General features: G+C 66.3%; 17 protein-coding genes, 2 pseudogenes and 1 riboswitch. Of the genes and pseudogenes, 8 read left to right on the forward strand and 11 right to left on the reverse strand.

The genetic code is table 11. The features are described 5' to 3' along the window. Positions 1–133: 133 nt before the first annotated feature. Genes ACVWW1_RS22665 through ACVWW1_RS22680 form a run of 4 tightly spaced genes read left to right on the forward strand, consistent with a single transcriptional unit; the run spans position 134 to position 3,925 of the window. Positions 134–1,090 (forward strand): ABC transporter permease, encoded by a 957-nt coding sequence (locus tag ACVWW1_RS22665; RefSeq protein ID WP_092116606.1) that lies wholly within the window; start codon positions 134–136, stop codon positions 1,088–1,090. After that, on the forward strand, positions 1,056–1,973 hold the full coding sequence (locus ACVWW1_RS22670; protein WP_342726820.1) for an ABC transporter permease: 918 nt from the start codon (positions 1,056–1,058) through the stop codon (positions 1,971–1,973). The genes ACVWW1_RS22665 and ACVWW1_RS22670 overlap by 35 nt, the downstream gene beginning before the upstream one ends. Further along, on the forward strand, positions 1,970–2,950 hold the full coding sequence (locus ACVWW1_RS22675) for an ABC transporter ATP-binding protein (RefSeq protein WP_456660654.1): 981 nt from the start codon (positions 1,970–1,972) through the stop codon (positions 2,948–2,950). The genes ACVWW1_RS22670 and ACVWW1_RS22675 overlap by 4 nt, the downstream gene beginning before the upstream one ends. A gap of 18 nt (positions 2,951–2,968) precedes the next feature. Then, positions 2,969–3,925, forward strand: coding sequence for an ABC transporter ATP-binding protein (locus ACVWW1_RS22680; RefSeq protein WP_456660655.1), 957 nt, complete (start codon positions 2,969–2,971; stop codon positions 3,923–3,925). Between the two features lie 154 nt (positions 3,926–4,079). Here ACVWW1_RS22680 and ACVWW1_RS22685 read toward each other — a convergent pair whose 3' ends face one another. After that, positions 4,080–5,087 (reverse strand): LysR substrate-binding domain-containing protein, encoded by a 1,008-nt coding sequence (locus ACVWW1_RS22685; RefSeq protein WP_456657492.1) that lies wholly within the window; start codon positions 5,085–5,087, stop codon positions 4,080–4,082. 99 nt (positions 5,088–5,186) lie between these two features. Between ACVWW1_RS22685 and bla the strand changes: the two genes are divergently transcribed. The 3 genes from bla (at position 5,187) to ACVWW1_RS22700 (ending at position 8,634) form a co-directional block, all read left to right on the forward strand. Beyond that, a complete protein-coding gene (bla, locus tag ACVWW1_RS22690) occupies positions 5,187–6,086 on the forward strand; it encodes a class A beta-lactamase (RefSeq protein ID WP_456657493.1) in 900 nt (299 codons plus the stop codon). Between the two features lie 317 nt (positions 6,087–6,403). Then, on the forward strand, positions 6,404–7,153 hold the full coding sequence (locus ACVWW1_RS22695) for an ankyrin repeat domain-containing protein (RefSeq protein WP_456657494.1): 750 nt from the start codon (positions 6,404–6,406) through the stop codon (positions 7,151–7,153). Positions 7,154–7,236: 83 nt separating this feature from the next. Next, a riboswitch (ZMP/ZTP riboswitch) is annotated at positions 7,237–7,322 on the forward strand. 34 nt (positions 7,323–7,356) lie between these two features. Continuing rightward, complete coding sequence (locus ACVWW1_RS22700; RefSeq protein ID WP_456657495.1) at positions 7,357–8,634, forward strand: serine hydroxymethyltransferase; 1,278 nt, start codon at positions 7,357–7,359, stop codon at positions 8,632–8,634. A gap of 104 nt (positions 8,635–8,738) precedes the next feature. On the opposite strand, the gene ACVWW1_RS22705 is transcribed toward ACVWW1_RS22700, so the two are convergent. The 8 genes and pseudogenes from ACVWW1_RS22705 to ACVWW1_RS22740 all read right to left on the reverse strand — a co-directional run bounded on the left by ACVWW1_RS22705 (position 8,739) and on the right by ACVWW1_RS22740 (position 18,469). Then, entirely contained in the window at positions 8,739–9,305 is a 567-nt protein-coding gene (locus tag ACVWW1_RS22705; protein ID WP_224943536.1) for a c-type cytochrome, read from the reverse strand. Between the two features lie 75 nt (positions 9,306–9,380). Further along, positions 9,381–11,090 carry an outer membrane protein assembly factor BamB family protein gene (locus ACVWW1_RS22710; RefSeq protein ID WP_456657496.1) on the reverse strand — a complete coding sequence of 570 codons (1,710 nt, stop codon included), beginning with the start codon at positions 11,088–11,090 and terminating at the stop codon, positions 9,381–9,383. A 440-nt stretch (positions 11,091–11,530) separates the two neighbouring features. Then, a complete protein-coding gene (locus tag ACVWW1_RS22715; RefSeq protein ID WP_456657497.1) occupies positions 11,531–13,024 on the reverse strand; it encodes an ABC transporter substrate-binding protein in 1,494 nt (497 codons plus the stop codon). 56 nt (positions 13,025–13,080) lie between these two features. Next, on the reverse strand, positions 13,081–14,115 hold the full coding sequence (locus ACVWW1_RS22720) for an ABC transporter ATP-binding protein (RefSeq protein WP_456657498.1): 1,035 nt from the start codon (positions 14,113–14,115) through the stop codon (positions 13,081–13,083). After that, a pseudogene (locus tag ACVWW1_RS22725) lies at positions 14,112–15,117 on the reverse strand (ABC transporter ATP-binding protein). The gene ACVWW1_RS22720 and the pseudogene ACVWW1_RS22725 overlap by 4 nt, the downstream one beginning before the upstream one ends. 3 nt (positions 15,118–15,120) lie before the next feature. Then, on the reverse strand, positions 15,121–16,014 hold the full coding sequence (locus ACVWW1_RS22730) for an ABC transporter permease (protein ID WP_456657499.1): 894 nt from the start codon (positions 16,012–16,014) through the stop codon (positions 15,121–15,123). Next, a pseudogene (locus tag ACVWW1_RS22735) lies at positions 16,011–16,962 on the reverse strand (ABC transporter permease). The gene ACVWW1_RS22730 and the pseudogene ACVWW1_RS22735 overlap by 4 nt, the downstream one beginning before the upstream one ends. A 76-nt stretch (positions 16,963–17,038) precedes the next feature. Continuing rightward, positions 17,039–18,469, reverse strand: a complete 1,431-nt coding sequence (locus tag ACVWW1_RS22740) for an amidase (RefSeq protein WP_456657500.1) — start codon at positions 18,467–18,469, stop codon at positions 17,039–17,041. A gap of 124 nt (positions 18,470–18,593) precedes the next feature. Between ACVWW1_RS22740 and ACVWW1_RS22745 the strand changes: the two genes are divergently transcribed. After that, positions 18,594–19,481 carry a LysR family transcriptional regulator gene (locus ACVWW1_RS22745; RefSeq protein WP_456660656.1) on the forward strand — a complete coding sequence of 296 codons (888 nt, stop codon included), beginning with the start codon at positions 18,594–18,596 and terminating at the stop codon, positions 19,479–19,481. Positions 19,482–19,501: 20 nt separating this feature from the next. Here ACVWW1_RS22745 and ACVWW1_RS22750 read toward each other — a convergent pair whose 3' ends face one another. Together ACVWW1_RS22750 and ACVWW1_RS22755 are read right to left on the reverse strand one after the other, a co-directional pair. Beyond that, the gene (locus ACVWW1_RS22750; protein ID WP_456657501.1) at positions 19,502–20,440 is read right to left on the reverse strand and encodes a carbohydrate kinase family protein; all 939 of its coding nucleotides are present in this window, start codon (positions 20,438–20,440) and stop codon (positions 19,502–19,504) included. A 9-nt stretch (positions 20,441–20,449) separates the two neighbouring features. Continuing rightward, positions 20,450–22,102 carry an FGGY-family carbohydrate kinase gene (locus ACVWW1_RS22755; RefSeq protein ID WP_456657502.1) on the reverse strand — a complete coding sequence of 551 codons (1,653 nt, stop codon included), beginning with the start codon at positions 22,100–22,102 and terminating at the stop codon, positions 20,450–20,452. Positions 22,103–22,118 lie beyond the last annotated feature (16 nt).

Raw genomic sequence — 22,118 nt, forward strand, 5'->3', positions numbered from 1 at the left:
CCCCCTCGCCCGGAATTCAAGCTGTGCTTGAATTCCGACCTCTCCCCGCACGCGGGGCGAGGTGAAGCTCGCCTTTCGACTGGAAGCAAGATCAACGTGCTCAAGGTGCGAGCGTTAGCTAGATGATCTCTCGATGAGTCAGTATATCCTGCGCCGTCTGATGATCGCGATCCCGAGCCTGCTCGGGATTTCGGTCGTGCTGTTCGTCGTGCTGGCGCTCGCGCCGGGCGATCCGTTCAGCGAGCTCGCGACCAATCCGAACGTGCCGCCCGAGGTACAGGCCGCGCTGCGCACCAAGTTCGGGCTCGATGATCCGATCTACCTCCGCTATCTGCACTGGCTTGCGGCGATGGCGCAGGGCGACTGGGGCTTCTCCTTTGTCAGCCGGATCAACGTCGACACGCTGATCCTGCAACGGCTGCCGACCACGCTCTACGTGATCGGCTCGGCGCAGCTGCTGGCGCTGCTGATCGCGATCCCGGTCGGCGTCTATGCCGCCACCCGGCCCTATTCGCTGTTCGACCAGCTCGCCAACACCTTCGCCTTCATCGGCTTCTCGCTGCCGACCTTCTTCACCGGCATCCTGTTCATCCTGGTGTTCTCGGTGAAGCTGGACTGGCTGCCCTTCGTCTACACCGACGTGCCCGGCAGCGGCATCCCCTGGCTGCTGGAGATGATCCGGCAGGCCATCATGCCGGTGATGGTGCTCGGCCTGTTCCAGGCGGCGTCGATGACCCGCTTCGTGCGCTCGGCGATGCTCGACGTGATCCGGCTCGACTATGTCACAACCGCGCGCGCCAAGGGGCTCGGGCAGGCCAAGGTGATCGTCAAGCATGTGATGCGGAATGCGATGATCCCGGTCGTCACGCTCATCGCACTTCAAATGCCCGCCGTGTTCGGCGGCGCCATCGTCACCGAGCAGATCTTCCGGATTCCCGGCATCGGCTCGCTCCTGATTTCGTCCATCCTCGCCAACGATACGCCGGTCGTGATGGCGGTGACCTTCGTGTTCGCGTGTCTCGTGGTGCTCTTCAACCTGATTGCAGATGTCCTCTATGGCTGGCTTGACCCTCGCATCTCCTTCCGCTGAGCGGCGCGGCTACTCGCCCTGGCGCGAAACCTGGCGGCGCTACCGCCGGCACCGGCCTGCCGTGGTCAGCGCCGTGCTGCTGCTGCTGCTGATCGCAGCCGTCGTGATCGGCCCGTTCGTCTGGCGCGTCTCGATGAGCGACATCGACGTGGTGGCAGGCATGCAGGGCCCCTCGCTGGCGCATCCGTTCGGCACCGACGATCTCGGCCAGGACCTGCTCGCCCGCATGATCTATGGCGGCCGCATCTCGCTCGCGGTCGGCCTCGCCGCGATGCTGGTCTCGGTGTTCGTCGGCACGCTGATCGGCGCGCTCGCCGGCATGTCGCGCGGCCCGCTCGGCTATGCGCTGATGTGGCTGACCGACCTGTTCCTGTCGCTGCCGCAACTGCCGCTGCTCTTGATGCTGATCTATCTGTTCCGCGACGGGCTCAAGGCCGTGTTCGGCCCGGAGGGCGGCATCTTCATCCTGATCGTGCTTGTGATCGGAGGGTTACGCTGGATGCCGGTCGCACGCCTGGTGCGCGCCCAGTTCCTCTCCCTGCGCGAAAAGGAATTCGTCGAGGCGGCGCGTGCGCTCGGCGCGAGCCCGGTGCGGCAGGTGGTGCGTCACATCCTGCCCAATGCGCTGGGACCCGTGATCATCGCCGGCACGATCGACGTCGCCGCCGCGATCATCGCCGAATCGACGCTCTCGTTCCTCGGCCTCGGCTTCCCGCCGGATACGCCGACCTGGGGCCGCATCCTCTATGACGCCAAGGACTTTCTCGACATCGGCCCGCATTGGGCGCTGTTTCCGGGCGGCGCGATCTTCATCGCGGTCGTCGCCATCAACTTCATCGGCGACGGGCTGCGCGACGCGCTCGATGCGCGCAAGGTGATCTGATGGCGCTGCTCGACATCAAGGGTCTGAAAACCCATTTCACCACCGACGACGGCATCGTCCAGGCGGTCGACGGCGTCGACATCAGCATCAACCGCGGCGAGACGCTCTGCGTGGTCGGCGAATCCGGCTGCGGCAAGACCGTCACTGCGATGTCGATCCTGAAGCTGATCGCGATGCCGCCGGGCAAGATCGTCGCAGGCGAGATCATGTTCGAGGGCCGCGATCTGGCGCCGCTGACCAGCCATCAGCTCGACGACATCAGGGCCAAGGAGATCGGCTTCATCTTCCAGGAGCCGATGACCTCGCTCAACCCGGTGCTGACGATCGGCGAGCAGATCGCCGAGAGCCTGCGCCGCCACGAGGCGGTGACCAGGAAGCAGGCGCTCGAGCGCACCATCGAGATGCTGCAGCTGGTGCAGATCCCCAATGCCGCGGGCCGCGTGCATCACTATCCGCACCAGTTCTCCGGCGGCATGCGCCAGCGCGTGATGATCGCGATGGCGCTGGCCTGCCGGCCCAAACTCGTCATCGCCGACGAGCCGACCACCGCGCTCGACGTCACCATCCAGGCGCAGATCCTCGACCTGCTGCAGGACATGAAGGAGCGCCTCGGCATGGCGGTGATGCTGATCACCCACGCGATGGGCGTGGTCGCGGAGACCGCGCAGCGCGTCGTCGTGATGTATGCCGGCAAGGTTGTGGAAGAGGCGCCGGTCGACGAATTGTTCGGCAATCCGAGCCATCCCTACACCCAGGGCCTGATCCGCTCGATCCCGCGCATCGATCTCGACGCCGAGCACAAGACCCGGCTGGAAGCGATCGGCGGCTCGGTGCCGATCCTGATCAACCCGCCGCCCGGCTGCCGGTTTGCTTCCCGCTGCAAACACGCCATGAGCATCTGCACCGACCAGGAGCCGCGGCTGCGCGAGATCGCGCCCGGCCATCGCATGGCCTGCCACCTCGGAGACGCGTCATGAGCGAGTGCTTCGTAACCGCTGCTGCGCGTCAGCAATCTGAAGAAGCACTTTCCGGTGCTCGGCGGCCTCTTGTCGCGCGAGGTCGGGCAGGTCTATGCGGTCGACGGCGTGTCGTTTGCGGTCAACCGCGGCGAGACGCTGGGGCTGGTCGGCGAATCCGGTTGCGGCAAGTCGACCACCGGGCGTTGCGTGCTGCGGCTGATCGAGCCGACCTCCGGCGAAGTCGTGTTCGACGGCCAGAACGTGATCGGGCTTGGCGGCGGCGACCTGCGCGCCATGCGGCGCAACATGCAGCTGGTATTCCAGGACCCGTTCGCCTCGCTCAACCCGCGCATGACGGTCGGCGCGATCCTCGCCGAGCCCTTCATCATCCATAATCTCGTGACCTCGGCCAGCGAGCGCGAGGACCGCGTCGCGCGCCTTCTGGTCAAGGTCGGGCTGAAGGCCGAGCACATGCGGCGCTATCCGCATGAATTCTCCGGCGGCCAGCGCCAGCGCATCGCGATCGCCCGCGCGCTGACGCTGGAGCCGAAGCTGATCGTGTGCGACGAGCCGGTCTCGGCACTCGACGTCTCGATCCAGGCCCAGGTCATCAACCTGCTCGAGGATCTGCAGGCCGAGCTGAACCTCACCTATCTGTTCGTGGCCCACGATCTCTCCGTCGTCGAGCACATCTCCGACCGCGTCGCGGTGATGTATCTCGGCCGCATCGTCGAGCTCGCCAAGGCCAGCGATCTCTACCGCAATCCGCAGCATCCCTACACCAAGGCACTGCTGTCGGCGGTGCCGGTGGCGGATCCCAAGGCGAAAAAGCTGCGCATCCGCCTCAAGGGCGACGTGCCGAGCCCGATGAATCCGCCGAAGGGCTGCCACTTCCACACCCGCTGCCCGATCGCCGAAGAGCGTTGCCGCCAGAGCGCGCCGGAGCTACGGCAAGGCAGCAACGGGCATTCTGTGGCGTGCCATCTGGCGTAGCGGCGGATCGCCCTGCTCGATCAGGTCGAGCACGTAGCTGGCTGCAGCGCTCTCTGCTCCCTCACCGTCACCCTGAGGAGCGCGTAGCGCGTCTCGAAGGGTCGACGGCCACCAGCTGGGCCGTACATCCTTCGAGACGCCGCTTCGCGGCTCCTCAGGATGACGGGGCTGGATGAACTTCGACTAGCGTTGCCGCTTCTTCGCGGGCTTTGTTCTGGCCTTCTGCTTTGGCTTTTGGCTTGGGCCGTGCGGCGGCCATCTCCACCGCGCCCCTCACCTCTTCGCGCTCGCTCACCTCCGCCCGCAGCGTATCCAGCAGCCAATCCCGAAACGCGCGCATGCCTGGCGTCACCTCGCGCGACTTCAGCCAGGTCAGCCAATAGGACCCCGCCGGGACTTCAGCCGCGAATGGCCGCAGCAGCCGGCCCGACGCCAGCTCGTTCTTGAACATCGCAGTCGGCACCAGCCCGACGCCGACGCCGCGCGCGGCCGCCTCGGCCATCGCAACCGAACTGTCGAAGATCGGTCCCTGGATTTTCGGGCATGGCGCGCCGGCCACCGCAAACCACAACGGCCATTCTTCGGCGCGGTAGGAGCGCAGCAGGAATTCCTGCGCGAGATCGGACGGCTTGCGCAGCCGGCCCGCCACGTCAGCGCAGCACACCGGCGAGAGCGGCGCGGACAGCAGATGGATCGCCTCGGTGCCGTGCCACGAGCCGTCGCCGAAGCGCAGCGCAAGATCGAGCCCGTCGCCCGCGATATCGACGCGGTTGTTGTTGGTGAGCAGGCGCAGGTCGATATAGGGATGCGCGCGCTTGAAGCGATCGACCCGCTGCAACAGCCATCCGGTCGCAAACGTCGTGACGCAGCCGACGGTGACGACCTCGCGCGTGCCTTTGGCCTCGATGCGGTCGATCGCAGCCCCGATCCGGTCGAACGTGTCTGACAGCACCGGCAACAGCGCCAGCCCTTCGTCGGTGAGCACCAGTCCGCGCGGCAGACGGCGGAACAGGCTCGCGCCGAGGAGTTCCTCGAGCTGCTTGACCTGGTGGCTGATCGCGGTCTGCGTCACGCGCAACTCCATCCCCGCGCGCGTGAAGCTCAAGAGCCGCGCGGAAGCCTCGAAGGCGCGCAGCGCGTTCAGCGGGAGATGCCGGCGCATGGCGTCATGACCAAGTTTTTCTCATGCCTCGTTGTATAAATGATCGTTTGTGCGCCGTCACGCCGTTCGGCAGGTTCGCGCCGCCAACGGAGACGGGACATGCTGACGAGACGGACATTGGGATTGCGCGCACTGGGCCTTGCGGCCTCCTGGACCCTGCTGCGGCAAAGTGCAGCGGCGGCACCGGGCGAGCCGGCGCAACGGCTGCAGGAGGAGTTTGCGCGCATCGAGCTGGCAACCAGCGGCCGGCTCGGCGTCGCCGCGCTCGACATGGAGACCGGATTGCGCGCGAGCCAGCGCGGCGACGAGCGGTTCCCGATGTGCAGCACCTTCAAGGCGCTGGCGTCGGCCGCGGTGCTGCACCGGGTCGACCGCGGCGAATCCAGCCTCGACCAGCGCGTGCAGGTTGAGGCCAAGGACATCTTGGCCTATGCGCCGGTGGCCAAGCAACACGTCGGATCGAGCATGACGCTGTCCGAACTCTGCGAGGCCGCCATTACCCTAAGCGACAATACCGCTGCCAACCTGCTGCTGCGCGAGATCGGCGGGCCTGCCGGCTTCACCAGCTTCTTCCGCACCATCGGCGACAATGTGAGCCGGCTCGATCGCTGGGAGGTGGCGCTGAATGAAGCGGTGCCGGGCGATCCGCGCGACACGACGAGCCCTGTCGCGATGCTGAAGAGTCTGCAGCGCGTGGTGATCGGCGACGTCCTGCACGCCGCCTCGCGCCAGAAGCTGGTGGGCTGGATGGTCGCCAACAAGACCGGCGACACGAGGCTGCGCGCCGGCGTGCCCCGCGACTGGCGGGTTGGCGACAAGACCGGCACCGGCGAACGCGGCACCTATAACGATATCGGCGTGTTCTGGCCGCCCGGCCGCAAGCCGATCGTGGTGACGGTCTACCTGACCGGGGCAAGTGCTCCGATGGAGAAGTGCAACGAGGTGATCGCCAATGTCGCGCGCGCCGTTGCGAATGCGAGCACCGGACAGACCGGTTAGAGCAGCACAACGCCGCGCGGCACAACGGCGCTGCGCGGCGCGACATCCCTGCGCGGCTTGAAAATCGCCGCGCGGCTTGGCAGCAATCAAGGATCATGCGACGCTCAATCCGAATGGCGATGCCGTCAGCAGGCCATACGGAGGACACGTCTTGTATCGCTGCATCGCCCTCGCCGCGCTGCTTGTTGCAGGCCACGTTGACAGCAGCCGCGCGGCGGCTGACCCGGCGCGGTGTCGCGAGCTGATCCGCAAATACGAAACCGACAAGGCGCAGCTCAGCGCAGTCGAAATCTCGCTGACCTTGTTTGCGGCGGCCAATGCCGATTGCATCAATCTCGCCACCGCGCTGCTCGATGGCGGCGCCTCGGTCGACGCGCGGGGACCGGCTCGGCGCAAGGCCGCTGAGCCACGCCGCCCGCTCCGGCCATCTCGACATGGTCGACCTGCTGCTGGCCCGCGGTGCGCCGGTCGATGCGCGCAACCTCGCGGGATCGACCGCGCTGTATCTTGCCGCCGAGCGCGGCCATGTCGCAATCGTGCAACGCCTGATCGACCGCGGCGCCGACGTCAATCTCACCGGACGCAGCGGCGCTTCGGCGGTCGCGGCCGCCGCCTATGCCGGCCGGGACATGGTGGTGCGCATGCTGCTGGCGCACGGCGCCGACGGCCGCAAGGCCGACGACACCGGCAAGCCGCCGGTGGTGTATGCGGCCGCCGGCGGTCAGCTCGGCATCGTCAAACAGCTGCTCGCGCTCGAGATCGACATCAACGCACGCTATGCCAACGATCTGACGCTGCTGATGTGGGCGGCCGGCCCCGATGAGACCGTGCCGGAGGCGCAGGCGCTCGAGGTCGTCTCCTATCTCCTGGACGCAGGCGCCAGGATCGACGAACGCGACGCCCGCGGTCGCACGGCGCTGATGATCGCCGCCGAGGGCAACCACCCGGCGATCGCGAAAGCACTGCTCGCCCACGGCGCCGATGCGGCGCTGGCCGACAAGGCCGGCAAGCACGCCGCCGATCTCACCATCCTGTCGGCGCTGCGCGAGGAGCTGACGCCGCGCTGAGGCATGACGCGATGGACTCATTGGTTGCGAAAGGTCCGCGGGTCGGCTAGATTTTTCTCTACGAAGAGTCTCCGTGCTCATTCGTCCTATCGCGCGACTGGCGAGCTAACGTGGAATCGACCACGGGGAAGCGCGAAGGGTTCCAACGCCGATCGCCTGGGCAACCAATCTGCTGGAAAAACAGCGTGTTGAGGAGCCCGAGCATGCCGTCATTTCACAACGAACTGTCCATCAACGATCAAGAGATCGCTGCCGCCCTGGTAGGGGAAGAGCGCCGTCAACAGGACGGCGTCGAACTGATTCCGTCCGAGAATTACACGTACCCGGAGGTGCTTGAACTGCTCGGATCGATCTTCACCAATAAATACTCCGAGGGATATCCGGGACGCAGATACTACGGCGGCCAGCAGTATACCGACAGCATCGAGAACCTCGCACGCCAGCGGGCCTGCTCGCTTTTTCGTGCCGAGCACGCCAACGTTCAGCCGCTTTCCGGATCACCGATGAATCAGGCCGTCTATCTCGGCCTATTGAAGCCCGGCGACACGATTCTCGCCATGGACCTCTCCCACGGCGGTCATCTCACCCATGGCGCGCCGGTGTCCCACATGGGGCGCTTGTTCAACTTCGTTCGTTACAAGACGGCCCCGTCAAACGGCGCGATTGATTTCGATGAATTGCGCGCGATTGCGCGTGAAGCGCGTCCGAAGATGGTGTTGTGCGGCTACAGCTCCTATCCGCGCGACCTGGACTATGCGGCATTCAAGAGTATCGCCGACGAAGTTGGCGCGCTCACGATGGCTGACGTGAGCCACTATGGCGGGTTGGTTGCCGCGAATGTCATGCGCAATCCGCTTGATGCCGGCTTCGACATCATGACGACGACATCCCACAAGACACTGCGCGGCCCCCGCGGCGGGATCATCCTGTGCCGGAAGGAGAATGCCGGTCGGATCGATGCTTCCGTCTTTCCAGGTTTGCAGGGCGGACCTCACATGAACGTCGTGGCCGGGATTGCCGTGACGCTCAAGAAGGCGGCGACTTCGGATTTCCAGGTTTACGCGCGGCAGGTTCTGCACAACGCGAAGGTTCTTGCCGGCGCGTTGATGGAACGCGGGATGAAGCTGGTCACGGACGGGACGGACAATCACATGATGGTCGTCGATACAGTAGCGTCCGTCGGATTGGACGGGCGAGCAGCCGAGGACGTGCTCGATGCCATCGCCATCACCACAAACAAGCAGGTTATTCCAGACGATCCGCGCCCGCCGCTCAGGCCAAGCGGTATTCGCCTTGGGACACCGGCGGCGACCACGCGTGGTATGGGAGACCTCGAAATGCGCCGTATCGGTGAGTTCATTGCGGCGGCTCTGCAGGCGAACGGAGACGATGCGGTCGTCGCGCGTCTCAGGTCGGAGTGCATCGAGATGTGCCGGGCCTTTCCTGTTCCAGGCGTGGTGTCCAGGTCTCGACCGAACTGATCGGTTGTACGGCAACCGGAACTTGACTCGCAGATATGCAGAACGGGTCGGGCGCCGGCGCCCACCCTCGATCACCAAAGACGCATATGCGATAGCCCTGCCCGCTACAGCCCCGCCAGATAGTCCACCAGCGCGGCGAGGTCGTCGGGCGACGTCGCCAGCATCAGGTCGGACATGCCGGGATTGTTGCCGCGCGCGCGGGTACGGAAATCGGCGATGGTTTTCGCGAGGTAGTCGCGTCCCATCCCGGCAAGCCGCGGCACCGTGCCGTCGCCCTGGAAGCGATCGAGATGGCAGGCCGGGCAGCCGACCGAGCGGCTGGCGCTGACCGCCTTCTCCGCCACATCCTTGGGCGCGCGCGGCTGGCCGAGATCGGGCCATGGCTTCTGCGAGAAATATTCCGCGATCGCCAGCATGTCGTCGCGCTCGAACTGGGTCGCGATCGGCTGCATGATCTCGCTCTTGCGATCGCCGCGCTTGAAATCGCGGAGCTGGATATAGAGATAGCCGGCCTGCTGGCCCCAGATCGTCGGAATGGTCTTGTCGACGGGCTTGCCGTCCTCGCCGTGGCAACCGGTGCAGACCTGCACCTTCTCCTCGATCGTCTCCGCGCGCGCTTGCGCCGCCATCAGCAGCAGCGCGGCGCCGCACATCATCAATTTACCGAACATTGGCTCATCCGAAGAAAACAGAGGCGGGACCGAACCGGTCCCGCCTCGCCGCGCGATTATGCATCCCGCCTCGGCTCAGTCGAGCGTGAAGGCGATGATGTTGTTGCCACGCTTGTAATCGATCTGGGTGTTGCCACCCGCGCCGACCACGACATATTGCTTGCCGCCGATCATGTAGCTCGACGGCGGCGCGTTGACGCCGGCGCCGGCGCGGAAGCTCCACAGCTCCTTGCCGCTCGACGAATTATAGGCCGCGAACTTGCCGTTGCCCTCGCCGGTGAACACCAGGCCGCCGGCGGTGGCGAGGATGCCGCCGATCATCGGCTCGGGCGTCTTGACCTGCCATTTGATCTTGCCGGTGTTGTAGTTCACCGCGGTGATGTTGCCGGACTGCTTCTCGCTCGGGATCACCTTGAAGGCGCCGCCCAGCCACAGCTTGCCGTTCGGATAGGCCGAGCTCTCGACGTGGTAGGTCATCGGCTGGTGCAGGTTGATGGCGTAGGCCAACTCCTGTCCGGGGTCGGTGGCGATCGGCGACCATTCGACGCCGCCATTGGCGCCGGGCAGCATGCGCGCGCCTTCCTTGGTCGGCAGCACCCACATGTTCTCCTGCGGCACCATCGCCTCGGAGAAGCGGATCAGGCTGCAGTCCTTGCGATCGTGCACATAGATGTGCCCGGTCTTGCCGGCATGAATGACGCCGGGAATCGTCTTGCCGTCCTTGTCCTTGACATTGACCAGCACCGTCGGGCTGACCGCGTCGAGGTCCCACACATCGTGGGCGATGTACTGGAAGTGGCAGACATACTTGCCGGTATCGAGATCGAGCGCGACCAGCGAGTTGGTGTAGAGGTTGTCGCCGGGCCGGTTCGAGCCGTCGAGGTCGGGCGAGGGATTGCCGACGACGAAGTAGATCCGGTTGGTCGCCAGATCGACCGACGGGTTCTGCCACACGCCGCCGCCGAGCTTGGCATAGGGATCGCCGATCTTGGCGAGCATGTCCTTCTCGGCCTGGATATTGCGATGCATGTCGCGGCCGGTGGCGTCCTTGGTCGCCCAGACGCCGACGGAGTTCTCCGGAATGGTGTTGAAATTCCACAGCTGCTTGCCGGTCTTGGCGTCATAGGCGCGCACGAAGCCGCGAATGCCGTATTCGCCGCCATTGGTGCCGATCAGCACCTTGTCCTTGACCACGGTCGGCGCCATCGTCTCGCTGTAGCCGAGCTCGGGATCAGCGATGTTGGTGGTCCAGACCACCTCGCCGGTCTTGGCGTTCAGCGCCATCAGTTTGGAATCCAGCGTCGCCAGATAGACCCGGTCGCCGAGCACCTGGACGCCGCGATTGTTGGGACCGCAGCAATAGACGGTGATCGGGCCCATCTTGTGGGCATAGTGCCAGAGCTGCTGGCCGGTCTTGGCGTCGAGCGCATAGACATGGCTGAACGACGTCGTGACATACATCACGCCGTCGACGACGATCGGCGATGTCTCGAGCGACTCCTTGACGTCGGTCTGGAAAATCCAGGCGACGTGCAGGTTCTTCACATTGTCCCGGCTGATCTGCTTGCCCGGATAAAACCGTGTCTGGGCGTAATTTCCGTTGGTGAGCAGGAAGTCCTTGGCGTTCTTGTCGGCGGCGTTGAGCTGCTCCTGGGTCACCGGAGGCACATTGGCGTTACCCAGGACCGACTGCTTCTCCTGCTTGACTTCTTGTGCGATGGCAGCACCGGACAACAGGCCAACGCCGACCGCTGCGGCGAATGCCGCAAGCCCTTTCACGTACATGGTCTCCCCCGTTATTTCTTGGTTGCAGTATCAGGGATGATGTTTGCTACTTCCCCTTCGAGGCCTGGCCGCCGTAGCAAGCGCGCACCGTCGGTGGCCCTTGGTTGCGCTGCAATAGGTGATCAAAAAAAACAACGACAGGTATCGATGGACGGGTTCCATGTTAGCGCTGTCCTTCACAAAGACAACCAATGCGCTCAATGCGAAGCCACAACAACATGCGTTCGCGCGCCCGAAGTGCTACGAGCGCTGGCTTGCATCAACCTGAGCAATATCGGTGGCTTCCGGCGCCTTCGCGCATCGCCGGACACATTCGCCTTCGCAGGCGCAGCACGCAAAATGAGACTAAGCGTCAAGCGACGGCGTCGCGCGAGGTGCGGCGCCGGCTGAGGCCATTGGTCTCCGCCGGCGCGATCGCTTCCTCCCGGATTACTCCCAGGTTACTCCCAAGCCCAGGTCGAGAAATCATTCTCAAACTGCGGCACGTCCTTCCACACGCCCTTCAGCTTCTTGCTGGCGATCGTGATCAATTGCGGCTGGAAGAGGAAGCCGGCGACCGCATCGGTTGCCAGCATGCGCTGCGCGTCGCCGAGCAGCTTGGCGCGGCCGGCCTCGTCAGGCGTCGCCATGATCTGCTGATAGAGCGCGTTGAACGCCTCGGACTTGTAGCCGAGATAGTAATCCGGCTCGGTCAGCTTCACGAGGTCGAACGGCTCGACATGCGCGACGATGGTGAGGTCGTAATTGTGCGGGCCGGTGAAGACCTGCGACAGCCACTGCGCCCATTCCACGTTCTCGATCTTGGCAATAATGCCGACCTTGGCGAGCTGCGCCGCGAGGACTTCGCCGCCCTGCCGCGCGTAGGACGGCGGCGGCAGCTTGAGGCTGAGCTCGAGCGGCGTCTTGACGCCGGCCTCGGCCAGCAGCTTCTTGGCCAGTTCGGGATCATAGGGGTTGATGCCGGTGGTATCGACATAGCCGAGCGATCCCGGCGTGTAGAAACTGCCGATCGGCGTGCCGAAGCCGTCGACCGCGCCGTCGATCATCGCCTTGCGGTCGATCGCCGCCAGGATGGCGCGGCGAACGCGGACGTCGTCGAGCGGCTTCTTGCGCTCGTTGATGCCGACGATGGTCTTTGTTCGCGAGCCGCCGATCAGCACGTTGAAGCGCGGGTCGGCCTTGAACTGCGCCAGGCTGCGTGCCGCCGCAACCCGCGGGAACGCGTCGACGTCGCCCGACAGCAGCGCCGCGACCTGCGCGGCGGGATCGCCGATGAAGCGGATCGTCACCTTGGCGAGCTTGATCGCGGCGGCGTTGCGATACTCCGGCCATTTGACCAGCGTGATCGACGAGCCCTTGGCCCAGTTGCCCGTGAGCGTGTAGGGTCCGGTGCCGACCGGCTGGGTCGCATCGGTCGGCGCGCTCTTCGGCTCGACGATCGAGCCCGACGCCTGGCCGAGCAGGAACGGCAGGTTGGGCTCGGCGTACTTCAACGCGACGACGATGGTCTCCGGGTCCGGCGCCGTCACCGACGCGAAGGCCTGGTACAGGCTCCTGTCCTTGTTGGTCGAGGTCGGCGCCGCGGCACGGTCGAACGTGAACTTGACCGCCGCGGAATCGAACGGCTCGCCATTGTGGAATTTGACGCCCTTGCGGAGCTTGAAGGTGTAGGTCTTGAGGTCCGGCGAGGCCTGCCAGCTTTCGGCGAGCAGCGGCGACACCGAGCCGTCCTCGTTGATCTTGGTCAGCGTCTCATAGACGTTGTAGAGCGTGACTTCGGCGATCGCCGCGGCCGCCGCGTTGGTGGGATCGAGTCCCGGCGGCTCCAGCGTCATGCCCATCACGACGTTGTCCTTCTTGCCCTGCGCGAGGCTCGGCAGCGGTGCTGCGGCGAGCGCGGCGGCGGCCGCAACGATGCACAATTTTCTCAACATTGGTCTGCTCCCCGGACGTGCTCTTTGATCAGCCTGGGCCGGTCCCGCACAATAGACTAACCGGCCTCCGCGACCACCGGCGGCAGCGCCATCACGGCTTCGGCGTAATGGCAGGCCGCCAGATGGGCGTCTCCCACGCTGCGTAGCGCAGGCGCGGCCTCGCGACAATGCTGGTCGGCGAGAGGGCAACGCGGCGCGTAAGGACAGCCGGCCGCGGCCGATGCCTGCGAGCCGATCGCCTGCGCGCCGCGGCGCCGCCGGACGCGACCTGCCCGGGCGCGCGGAACCGCATCCAGCAGCGCGCGCGTATAGGGATGGGCGCTGTGGGCGAACAGATCGGCGGGACGCCCCTGCTCGACGATCCGCCCAAGATACATCACCGCGATCTCGTCGCAGAGCAGATCGACCACCGCAAGGTCATGGCTGATCAGGATATAGCTCAACCCGAACTCGTCCTGCAGGTCCTGCATCAAATTGAGCACCTGCGCCTGCACCGAGACGTCGAGCGCGGAGACCGGCTCGTCGGCGACGATCAGTTTCGGCTGGGTGATCAGCGCGCGCGCGATCGCGATGCGCTGGCGCTGGCCGCCGGAGAATTCGTGCGGGAACTTGTCCATGTCGGCATCGCGCAACCCGACCTGCTGCAGCACCGTGGCGACACGCTCGCGCAGGCTGCCGCGATCGATCCGCCCGAGCGCAGTCAGCGGCTCGGCCACGATGCGCGCGACGGTCTGGCGCGGATCGAGCGAGCCGTAGGGATCCTGGAACACCATCTGGAAATCGCGGCGCGCATGGCGCAGTTCGTCCGGCGGCATCCGGTTGAGGTCGCGGCCCAGCAAACACACTGTGCCCGATGTCGGCCGCTCTAGCGCCATCACCAGCCGCGCAAAGGTCGATTTGCCTGACCCGGACTCGCCGACGACGCCGAGGCTCTTGCCCGGCATGACCTGCGCTGTGACGCCGTTGAGCGCATGCACCTGCGCCGCCGGCTTGAACAGGCTTTCACGCGGCAAGGTGTAGCGTTGCGCGAGATCCGTCACCTCGAGCAGCGGCCTCGCGGGCGCGGACCGGGGTTGATCGAGCACAGTCATGTGCCAACGCTCCCGGCGGCCATCGAGACGTCCGTCCTGATGCAACGCACGCCATGCGCCGCGCCGACATCGACGACAGCCGGCAGCGCCGCGCGGCAACGTCCTTCCACGATCGCGCAGCGATCGGCGAAGGTGCAGCCCGCAGGCAGGTCAACCAGCTCCGGCACGGTGCCGGCGATGGTCCTGAGTCGCGTCCCCTTGCGCGCGCCGAGCCGCGGGCGGGCGCGGAACAGGCCCTGCGTATAAGGATGGCCCATCCGGGTGAACACGGCGTCGGTGGCGCCGCTTTCGACGACAGTGCCGCCATACATCACCATCATGCGCTCGACATTCTCGGCGATCACGCCGAGATCGTGCGAGATCAGGATCATCGACATGCCGCGCTCCGCGACGAGATCGGCGATCAGATCGAGGATCTGGCCCTGGATCGTGACGTCGAGCGCGGTGGTCGGCTCATCGGCGATCAGCACATCGGGCTGGCAGGCCAGCGCCATCGCGATCGTGATGCGCTGGCGCTGGCCGCCGGAAAACTGGTGCGGATAGGCATCGACCCGCCTCGCCGCATCAGGCAGGCCGACGCGATCGAGCAAGGCAATGGCTTCCAGCCGCGCCTCTGTTGCCGAGACGCCGGTATGACGCCGCAGCGGCTCGGCGACCTGGTGGCCGATCGTGTGCATCGGATTGAGCGCGGTCATCGGCTCCTGGAAAATCATGCTGATGCGGTTGCCGCGCAGCTTGCAATAGGCCGCGTCGGGCAGGCCGACGAGCTCTGCGCCGTCGAGCCGAATGCTGCCGCTGATCACGGCGCTGTCGGGCAAGAGCCCCATCAGGGCCAGCGCCGTGACCGATTTTGCCGCAACCGGATTCGCCAACCAGCCCGAGCGTCTCGCCGCGGCGAAGCGCAAAGCTGACGCCGCGGACGGCCTGCGCCAGGCCGCGGCTGGTGTTGAGCCGGACGCCAAGGTCCTTCACCTCGATCAGCGGCGCACCTGTGTCAGCCATTGCTCAACGCTCCCGCGCCAGACGGGGATCAAGCAGATCGCGCAACCCGTCACCGAGCAGGTTGAGCCCGAGCACCGCGATCGCGATCGCGACACCGGGATAGACCGCGAGCATCGGTGACTGGAACAGCAGGGTCTGCGCATCGTTGAGCATGCGGCCCCAGGACGGCTGCGGCGGCTGGGTGCCGAGCCCGAGATAGGACAGCGCGGCCTCGGCGAGGATCGCGAGCGCGAACTGGATCGTCGTCTGCACGATCAGGATCGACAGGATGTTCGGCAGCACATGCTCGATCGTGATACGGAATGAGCCCTTGCCCGCGGCGCGCGCCGCCAGCACGAATTCGCGGGCCCAGATCGCGTTCGCCGAGCCGCGGGTGACGCGGACGAAGGTCGGGATCTGGAAGATGCCGATCGCGGTGATCGAGGTCACCATGCCCGGGCCTGCGACCGCGGCCAGCATGATGGCCGACAGCACCGCAGGGAAAGCGAAGGTGAAGTCGCTCATCCGCATGATGAGCTCCTCGGTCCAGCCCTTGCGGGCAGCCGCGATCAGACCGAGGCCAACGCCGAAGGTCAGGCCGATGCCGACGGCGATGACGCCGACCATGATGGTGGAGCGCGCGCCGACCAGCAGCAGCGAGACGATATCGCGGCCGAGCACGTCGGTGCCGAGCCAGTGCGCCGCCGACGGCGGGTGCAGCTTCGAGGCGACGTCGATGTCGTAAGCAGACCACGGCGTCCAGACCAGCGACAGCAGCGCCGCGCCGAGCACAAGCAGGCTGAGCACCGCACCAAGCACGAGGCTGCGATGGCGCAGCGCGCGGCGCCAGAAGCCGGTCACAGGCCTCGTCCCCGGTGCGATCGCCGCTGTGGCGGATGCGGTCAGCGGCGTACTCACAGGTTGGCGACCTTGATGCGCGGATCGATGAAGGCATAGAGCACATCGACCACGAAATTGACTGTCACGACCATCGCGGCGAGCAGCATCACGCAGTTGCGCACCACGATCAGGTCGCGGTTGGCGATCGACTGGAAGATCAGCCGGCCGAGGCCCGGCAGATAGAACACGTTCTCGATCACGATGGTGCCGGCCAGGAGATTGGCGAATTGCAGGCCCATGACAGTCATGACCGGGATCATGGCGTTGCGCAGCACATGGCGCCACAACACCTCGCGCTTGCCGAGCCCCTTGGCGCGCGCGGTGCGGACGAAATCTTCGCGTAGCACCTCCAGCACCGCCGAGCGGGTGACGCGGGCGAGGATCGCGGCCTGCACCACGGCAAGCGAGATCGCGGGCAGCAGCAGCGAGCGTATCCCGAGCCAGATGCCGTCATCCCAGCCGGCAAATCCCGCCGGCGGACAGCAATTGCAGCTTTACCGAGAACAGCAGGATCAAGAGGATCGCGAACCAGAAATTCGGCAGCGCGATGCCGATCTGGGTGAGCGACATCACGCCGACATCGCCGAGCTTGTTGTGGTTGGCCGCGGTGTAGATGCCGGCGGACAACGCCAGCACCACGGTGATCAGCATCGACATGATCGCGAGCGGGATCGTCAGCACCAGCCGCTCCGCGATCAGGCCGGCCACCGGCGTGCCATAGACGTAGCTGTTGCCGAGGTCGCCGACCGCCATGCCCTTGATCCAGAGCAAATAGCGAACCGTGAGCGGCTGGTCGAGCCCGAGCTTGACGGTCAGCGCGCGCACCGCATCGGGCGAGGCGTCGGCGCCCATCAGCATCTGCGCGGCATTGCCGGGCAGCGCGTCGAGCACCAGGAAAATGATCAGCGAGGCCGCGAACAGCGTCGCCACCAGGGTCAGGATCCGTCGCAGGAAGAATACGCTCATGCCCGCACGAAGGGTAAGGAACAGGCCGCAGGTTTCAACATGTTCGCGAACGAATGCAAGCCCTTCACCGCGTCATTCATGATTTCAGCGCCGGCCAGCGGCCGAGCAGATCGCTCGCCTCTTCGAACAGCGCCGCAACGCGCAGCAGTTCCGCATCGGCCCGGAAGCGGCCGACCAGATGCAGGCCGATCGGCAGGCCGTCGCGGCCGAAACCCGCGGGGATGCTGACCGCGGGATGCCCGGTCATGTTGAACAGCATGGTCCAGGGAAACCAGTGCGGCCGCACGCTGTCGAAGCTCTGGCCGTCGATGTCGATGGTGCCGAACAGGTCCTGATCGATCGGCAGCGCCGTGCGGGTCAGCGTCGGCATCGCCAGCAGGTCGCCGCGCGCAAGCAGCGACTGCACGCGGCGGAACAGCGCGGTGCGGTCGAACATCGCCTGCTGGTAGGCGACGCCGCTGACCTTTGCGGCGAGTGCGAGCTGCTTCAGGAAGGTCGGGCTGAGGTCATCGGGATGGTCGGCCGCGAGCTTCTCGAAGCGGGTCCGCCAGACCGTGTGATTGATGGCGCGCCAGATCGGCTCGATGTCGAAGCCGTCGCCGGAAAATTCCTCGAGTTCGGCGCCGAGGCTGGCCAGCCGGTCGAGGCCCGCCTTGAAGTCAGCGGCGACGTCCGCGGTCACCGGGCGCCCGGGCGGCGACAGGCAGTACAGCACCCGCCGGCCCCTGAGATCGCCGCGCGGCGCCGCGCGATCGAGATAGTCAGGCACCGGCACGCCGATCGACCACGGATCGGACGGATCCTCGCCGGCCATCGCCTGCATCATCAGCGCGGTATCGGCGACGGTGCGCGTGGTCGGCGTGACATAGGTCTGGTTGCCGAAGGCGTCCTGCACCTGGCTGTGCGGGATCACGCCGTTGCTCTGCTTGATCCCGACCACGCCGTTGCAGGCCGCTGGAATCCGGGTCGAGCCGCCGCCGTCGGTGGCAACCGCCAGCGGCGCGATGCCGCTTGCGACCGCCACCGCCGCGCCGCCGCTCGAGCCGCCGCTCGTCCTTTCCGCACTCCACGCATTACGGGTGCGGCCGAACAGCGGCGAGTCGGTCAGGCACTTGCTGCCGAACTCCGGCGTCGTGGTCTTGCCGATCAATATTCCACCCTGCGCACGGAGCCGGGCCACCGCCACGGCATCGTGGTCGGGCACATTGTTCCGGTACGGCACCGCACCGAAGGTCGTTCGCACACCCTTGGTGCTGACGATGTCCTTCACGGTGAAGGGGATGCCGTGCAGCAAACCGAGCGGCTCGCCGGCCATGACCTGCCGCTCCGCCGCCTTCGCCTGACCCATCGCCGCCTCGCCGCACAGCGTGATGAAGCAGTTCAATTCCGGCTGCAGCCGCTCGGCGCGGGCCAGCACCGCGGCCGTCACCTCGACGGGAGATATTTCCCTGGCGCCGATGCGCGCACGCAATTCAGTCGCCGGCAAAAGGCAGAGATCTCCACTCATTCTGACGCACGCTCTCCAAAAGCCGGTCGGCACCTCTGACCGCGTTGACAGCCAGAATGCCTCCCATGTTAACTCGGCGTCCAATACGAATTTGAAGGCCAACCCATACGTTTTCGGTATGCCTATGGATTTGCGTCGGCTTCGTTACTTCGTCGCGGTGGCTGAGGAGCGCAGCGTCGGCAAGGCCGCCGAGCGGCTGCGGATGGCCCAGCCGCCGCTGTCCGTGCAGATCCGCAAGCTCGAGGCCGAGCTCGGCACACCGCTGTTCCGCCGCGGCACGCGCGGCATGGATTTGACGGAAGCCGGCCTCGCTCTGCTGTCGCGGGCGAGCGAAGCGCTGGCGCTGGCCGAGGAAGGGTTCGAGGCCGCGCGCGCGATCGCCTCCGGGCAGCGCGGACGGCTCTCGGTCGGCTACATGTTCGTGCTGGCGAGCGCCGTGCTGCCGCGCCTCGTCCCGGAGCTGCGGCGGTCGCTTCCGGGCGTCGATCTCGATTTCGTGGAGCTCAGCGCATCGACCCGCGAAACCTTGCTGCTCGACCGCGCCGTCAGCGTCGCCTTGTGCATGCCGGCAATCCATCATCCGGAAATCCAGGTGGCCCAGATCGGCACGCAGCCGCTGATGCTGGCGATGCCGGCGCGCTCGCCGCTCGCCCGCCTCTCTGCGGTGCCGGTCAGCCGATTGCAGGGACGCCCGCTGATCGCCTTGCCGCGGCCGGAGGAACAGCCCACCTCATCGGCGGTGTCCGCGATGCTGCGGCGGCATCAGGTGGTGATGCCGATCGTCAGCCGGGTGGAGACCGTGCACTCGGCGGTCAGCCTCGTGCTCGCCGGCGAGGGGTTCGCGATCCTGCCGGCTTGCGCCAAGCTCGGCGCGCCGCCCGGCGTCGCGTTCCGGCGCTTTGTCGACATCACCGACACGATCGAGATCGCGGCCTGCTGGCGGCGCGATTCCTCGAGCCCGTTGATTCGAAATTTCCTCAGGAGCGCCGAGAAGGTCGTCGCGCGGCTCTGACGCGAACTGCTGCCAACCAACTACCAATAATCCGCGGGCAGCTCCCGGCTTCGCGGCGGATCGGCGCCGGCGCGCGTGCAGGTGAAGGCGGCGCATCTGCAGGCAAAGGACAGCGCGCGCGCAAGCTCCGCCGCGGAGATGTCGCGCAGCCGCGGCCGTGCGATCCGGTCCAGCCGATGCAATGCGGCGAGCAGCGCCGCCTGAAAACTGTCCCCGGCGCCGATCGTATCGACGACGTTCACCACCGGCGAGGCGGCCTCGATCGCTCCGGCCTTGCGATGCCAGGCCAAGGCGCCGTCATTGCCGCGCGTGACGACGACGAGCGATGCGCCGCCCGAGAGCAGCGCCTCGGCGCGCGCCACATAGGCCTCGTCTCCGAACAGATAGGCAAAGTCGACGTCGGACATTTTCACGATGTCGGCCTTGCCGCAGAACGCGAGCATGCAGGCGCGATGGGCATCCTTGTCCTTGACCAGGTTCGGTCGGCAGTTCGGATCGAGCGAGATCGTCACGTTCGGCCGCGCATCCTCGATGAAGGCCAGCGTCTCGGCCGCGCCCTTGTCATGGACCAGCGTGGTCGAGCCGGTGTGCAGGCATGTAACGCCGGCAAGCGCGATCGCATCGCGCCGATAGATCCAGTTCCGCGATGCCGTGTCGGCGTCATAGAAGGCGTATTGCGTTTCGGTGCCGGTCACGCGCGCAAAGGCGAGCGTGGCCTGGCGATCGCTGCGCGTCGCGCGACTGAGATCGACCGCGGAGTTCGTGGCATGATCGGCGATCATCCGGCCGAAGGTGTCGGTCGAGATGCCGCCGACAAAGCCGGTGGGAACATCGAGCCGGGCGGCACCGATCGCGATGTTGAGGCAGGAGCCGCCGACCGCGGGCGTCAGGGCCTCGCGTCCATCCGCCGTCCGCGACGGCAGGAAATCGATCAGCGCATCTCCGCAACTCAGCAGCATGCAAACACCTCAACCCGGCGCCGCACCGGGCGCCCGCTTCATCGCCTCGCGGCTGTCGCGATCGAGCTGGCGCAGCATCTTGTGCACGCTGCGCTTCTTGCGGTGGAAATCGGCCAGCTCGGGCCCTGTCGGCTCGCTCAACCGTCCAAGTGCCGACATGCCGGCCATCGCCGCATTGATCGAGTCGTGCGCACCACTGGCGACCGCGCCCAGCATCGCGGCGCCGAGCAAGACGGGTTCTTGCGTCTGCGGCAACGCCACCGTGTAGCCGGTAGTGTCGGCCATGATCTGGCGCACCAGGGGGCTGCGGCTCGCACCGCCGCCGATCACGATGGTCTTGCCGCTGACGCCGTGGGCCTGCAGCGCCTCGATGACGTCGGCGAGGCCATAGGCCAGCCCGCACAGGCCGGCGACGAACAACCGCTCCAGCGCCGACACGTCGGCGTCGAGATCGAGCCCCGCGATCACGGCGCGCGAGCCGGGATCGGCATAGGGCGACCGGTTGCCGAGGAATTCCGGCAGGACATGAACGTTGCGCGCGAGCAGTGCTGCCGCGCCGGCATTGCCGCTGCGCGCCAGGATACGCCTCTCGAGGTACTCGATGACATCGACGCCGTCGTTCCTCGCAGCTAGCAAAACCTCACCATGCGCCGGGTGCGACTTCAGCAGATGATCGATCGCGGCACCTGCCGCGGATTGACCGCCCTCGTTCAGCCAGAAGCCCGGCACCATGCCTTCGAAATACGGGCCCCAGACGCCGGGCACGAAGCAAGGATCGACGGTCGTCGCCATGATACAGGCCGACGTCCCCATGATGTAGGCCAATCGCTGGCAGACATCGACATCGGCGCCTGAACCGTCACGGCCACCGATCGCGCCGACGCCGCCGGCATGGGCATCGATCAGCGAGGCGCCGACCGCGGTTCCCGGCACGAGGCCGAGATCGCGCGCGGCATCCTCCGACAAGCCGCGGCCGAGCGGCGAGCCGGGCGGCACGATCTCGGTACCGATGCGGGCAAAGCGATCGGCGGCGAGCGCCTCGAGCCCGACCCGCTTCAGGAACGGTTCGCTCCAGCCGCCCTCGCCCGCGACATAGGTCCATTTGCAGGTGACCGTACAGGTCGAGCGCGCCAGCGAGCTGGAGGCGCGGAACGAAAGATAGTCGGCGAGATCGAAGAAGTGCCCGGCGGCATCGAAGGTCGCGGGCAGATGCCGCTTCAACCAGAGGATCTTCGGGATCTCCATCTCGGGCGAGATGGCGCCGCCTACATAGCGCAACACGCGGTCGCCGGTCGCGTTGACGAATTCGGTCTCATCCATCGCACGATGGTCCATCCAGACCACGACATTGCGCGCGGGATCGCCGGACGGGCTGACGGTGAGGGGCCGGCCGGCTCTGTCGAGCACGACCAGCGAGCAGGTCGCATCGAAACCGATGCCTTTGACCTGTTCGGCCGCAACCGCCGCCTCCCGCATCGCGTGACGCACGGACGTCACGCAGGCCGCCCAGATGTCATCGGACGATTGCTCGACGATGTCGCCGGGCTCATGCCAGACCCGGATCGGATGCCGGGCCGAACCCAATAGCTTCCCGGCCTCGTCGAATACCCCCGCCCGGGCACTGGTGCTCCCGACGTCCACCCCGATATAGGCTTGCCGCATGGCCGCTCCGTTATTT

It is taken from the genome of Bradyrhizobium sp. JR3.5 (assembly GCF_054057015.1).

Bases quoted from the DNA above. Each gene is read 5' to 3' on its own strand.
- ACVWW1_RS22750 (WP_456657501.1), bottom strand. From the start codon at position 20,440: ATGCTGCTGAGTTGCGGAGATGCGCTGATCGATTTCCTGCCGTCGCGG.
- ACVWW1_RS22740 (WP_456657500.1), bottom strand. From the start codon at position 18,469: ATGAGTGGAGATCTCTGCCTTTTGCCGGCGACTGAATTGCGTGCGCGC.
- ACVWW1_RS22710 (WP_456657496.1), bottom strand. From the start codon at position 11,090: ATGTACGTGAAAGGGCTTGCGGCATTCGCCGCAGCGGTCGGCGTTGGC.
- ACVWW1_RS22745 (WP_456660656.1), top strand. From the start codon at position 18,594: ATGGATTTGCGTCGGCTTCGTTACTTCGTCGCGGTGGCTGAGGAGCGC.
- ACVWW1_RS22695 (WP_456657494.1), top strand. From the start codon at position 6,404: ATGCCGATTGCATCAATCTCGCCACCGCGCTGCTCGATGGCGGCGCCT.
- ACVWW1_RS22670 (WP_342726820.1), top strand. From the start codon at position 1,056: ATGGCTGGCTTGACCCTCGCATCTCCTTCCGCTGAGCGGCGCGGCTAC.
- ACVWW1_RS22700 (WP_456657495.1), top strand. From the start codon at position 7,357: ATGCCGTCATTTCACAACGAACTGTCCATCAACGATCAAGAGATCGCT.
- ACVWW1_RS22720 (WP_456657498.1), bottom strand. From the start codon at position 14,115: ATGACTGTGCTCGATCAACCCCGGTCCGCGCCCGCGAGGCCGCTGCTC.
- ACVWW1_RS22705 (WP_224943536.1), bottom strand. From the start codon at position 9,305: ATGTTCGGTAAATTGATGATGTGCGGCGCCGCGCTGCTGCTGATGGCG.
- ACVWW1_RS22685 (WP_456657492.1), bottom strand. From the start codon at position 5,087: ATGCGCCGGCATCTCCCGCTGAACGCGCTGCGCGCCTTCGAGGCTTCC.
- bla (WP_456657493.1), top strand. From the start codon at position 5,187: ATGCTGACGAGACGGACATTGGGATTGCGCGCACTGGGCCTTGCGGCC.
- ACVWW1_RS22665 (WP_092116606.1), top strand. From the start codon at position 134: ATGAGTCAGTATATCCTGCGCCGTCTGATGATCGCGATCCCGAGCCTG.
- ACVWW1_RS22755 (WP_456657502.1), bottom strand. From the start codon at position 22,102: ATGCGGCAAGCCTATATCGGGGTGGACGTCGGGAGCACCAGTGCCCGG.
- ACVWW1_RS22715 (WP_456657497.1), bottom strand. From the start codon at position 13,024: ATGTTGAGAAAATTGTGCATCGTTGCGGCCGCCGCCGCGCTCGCCGCA.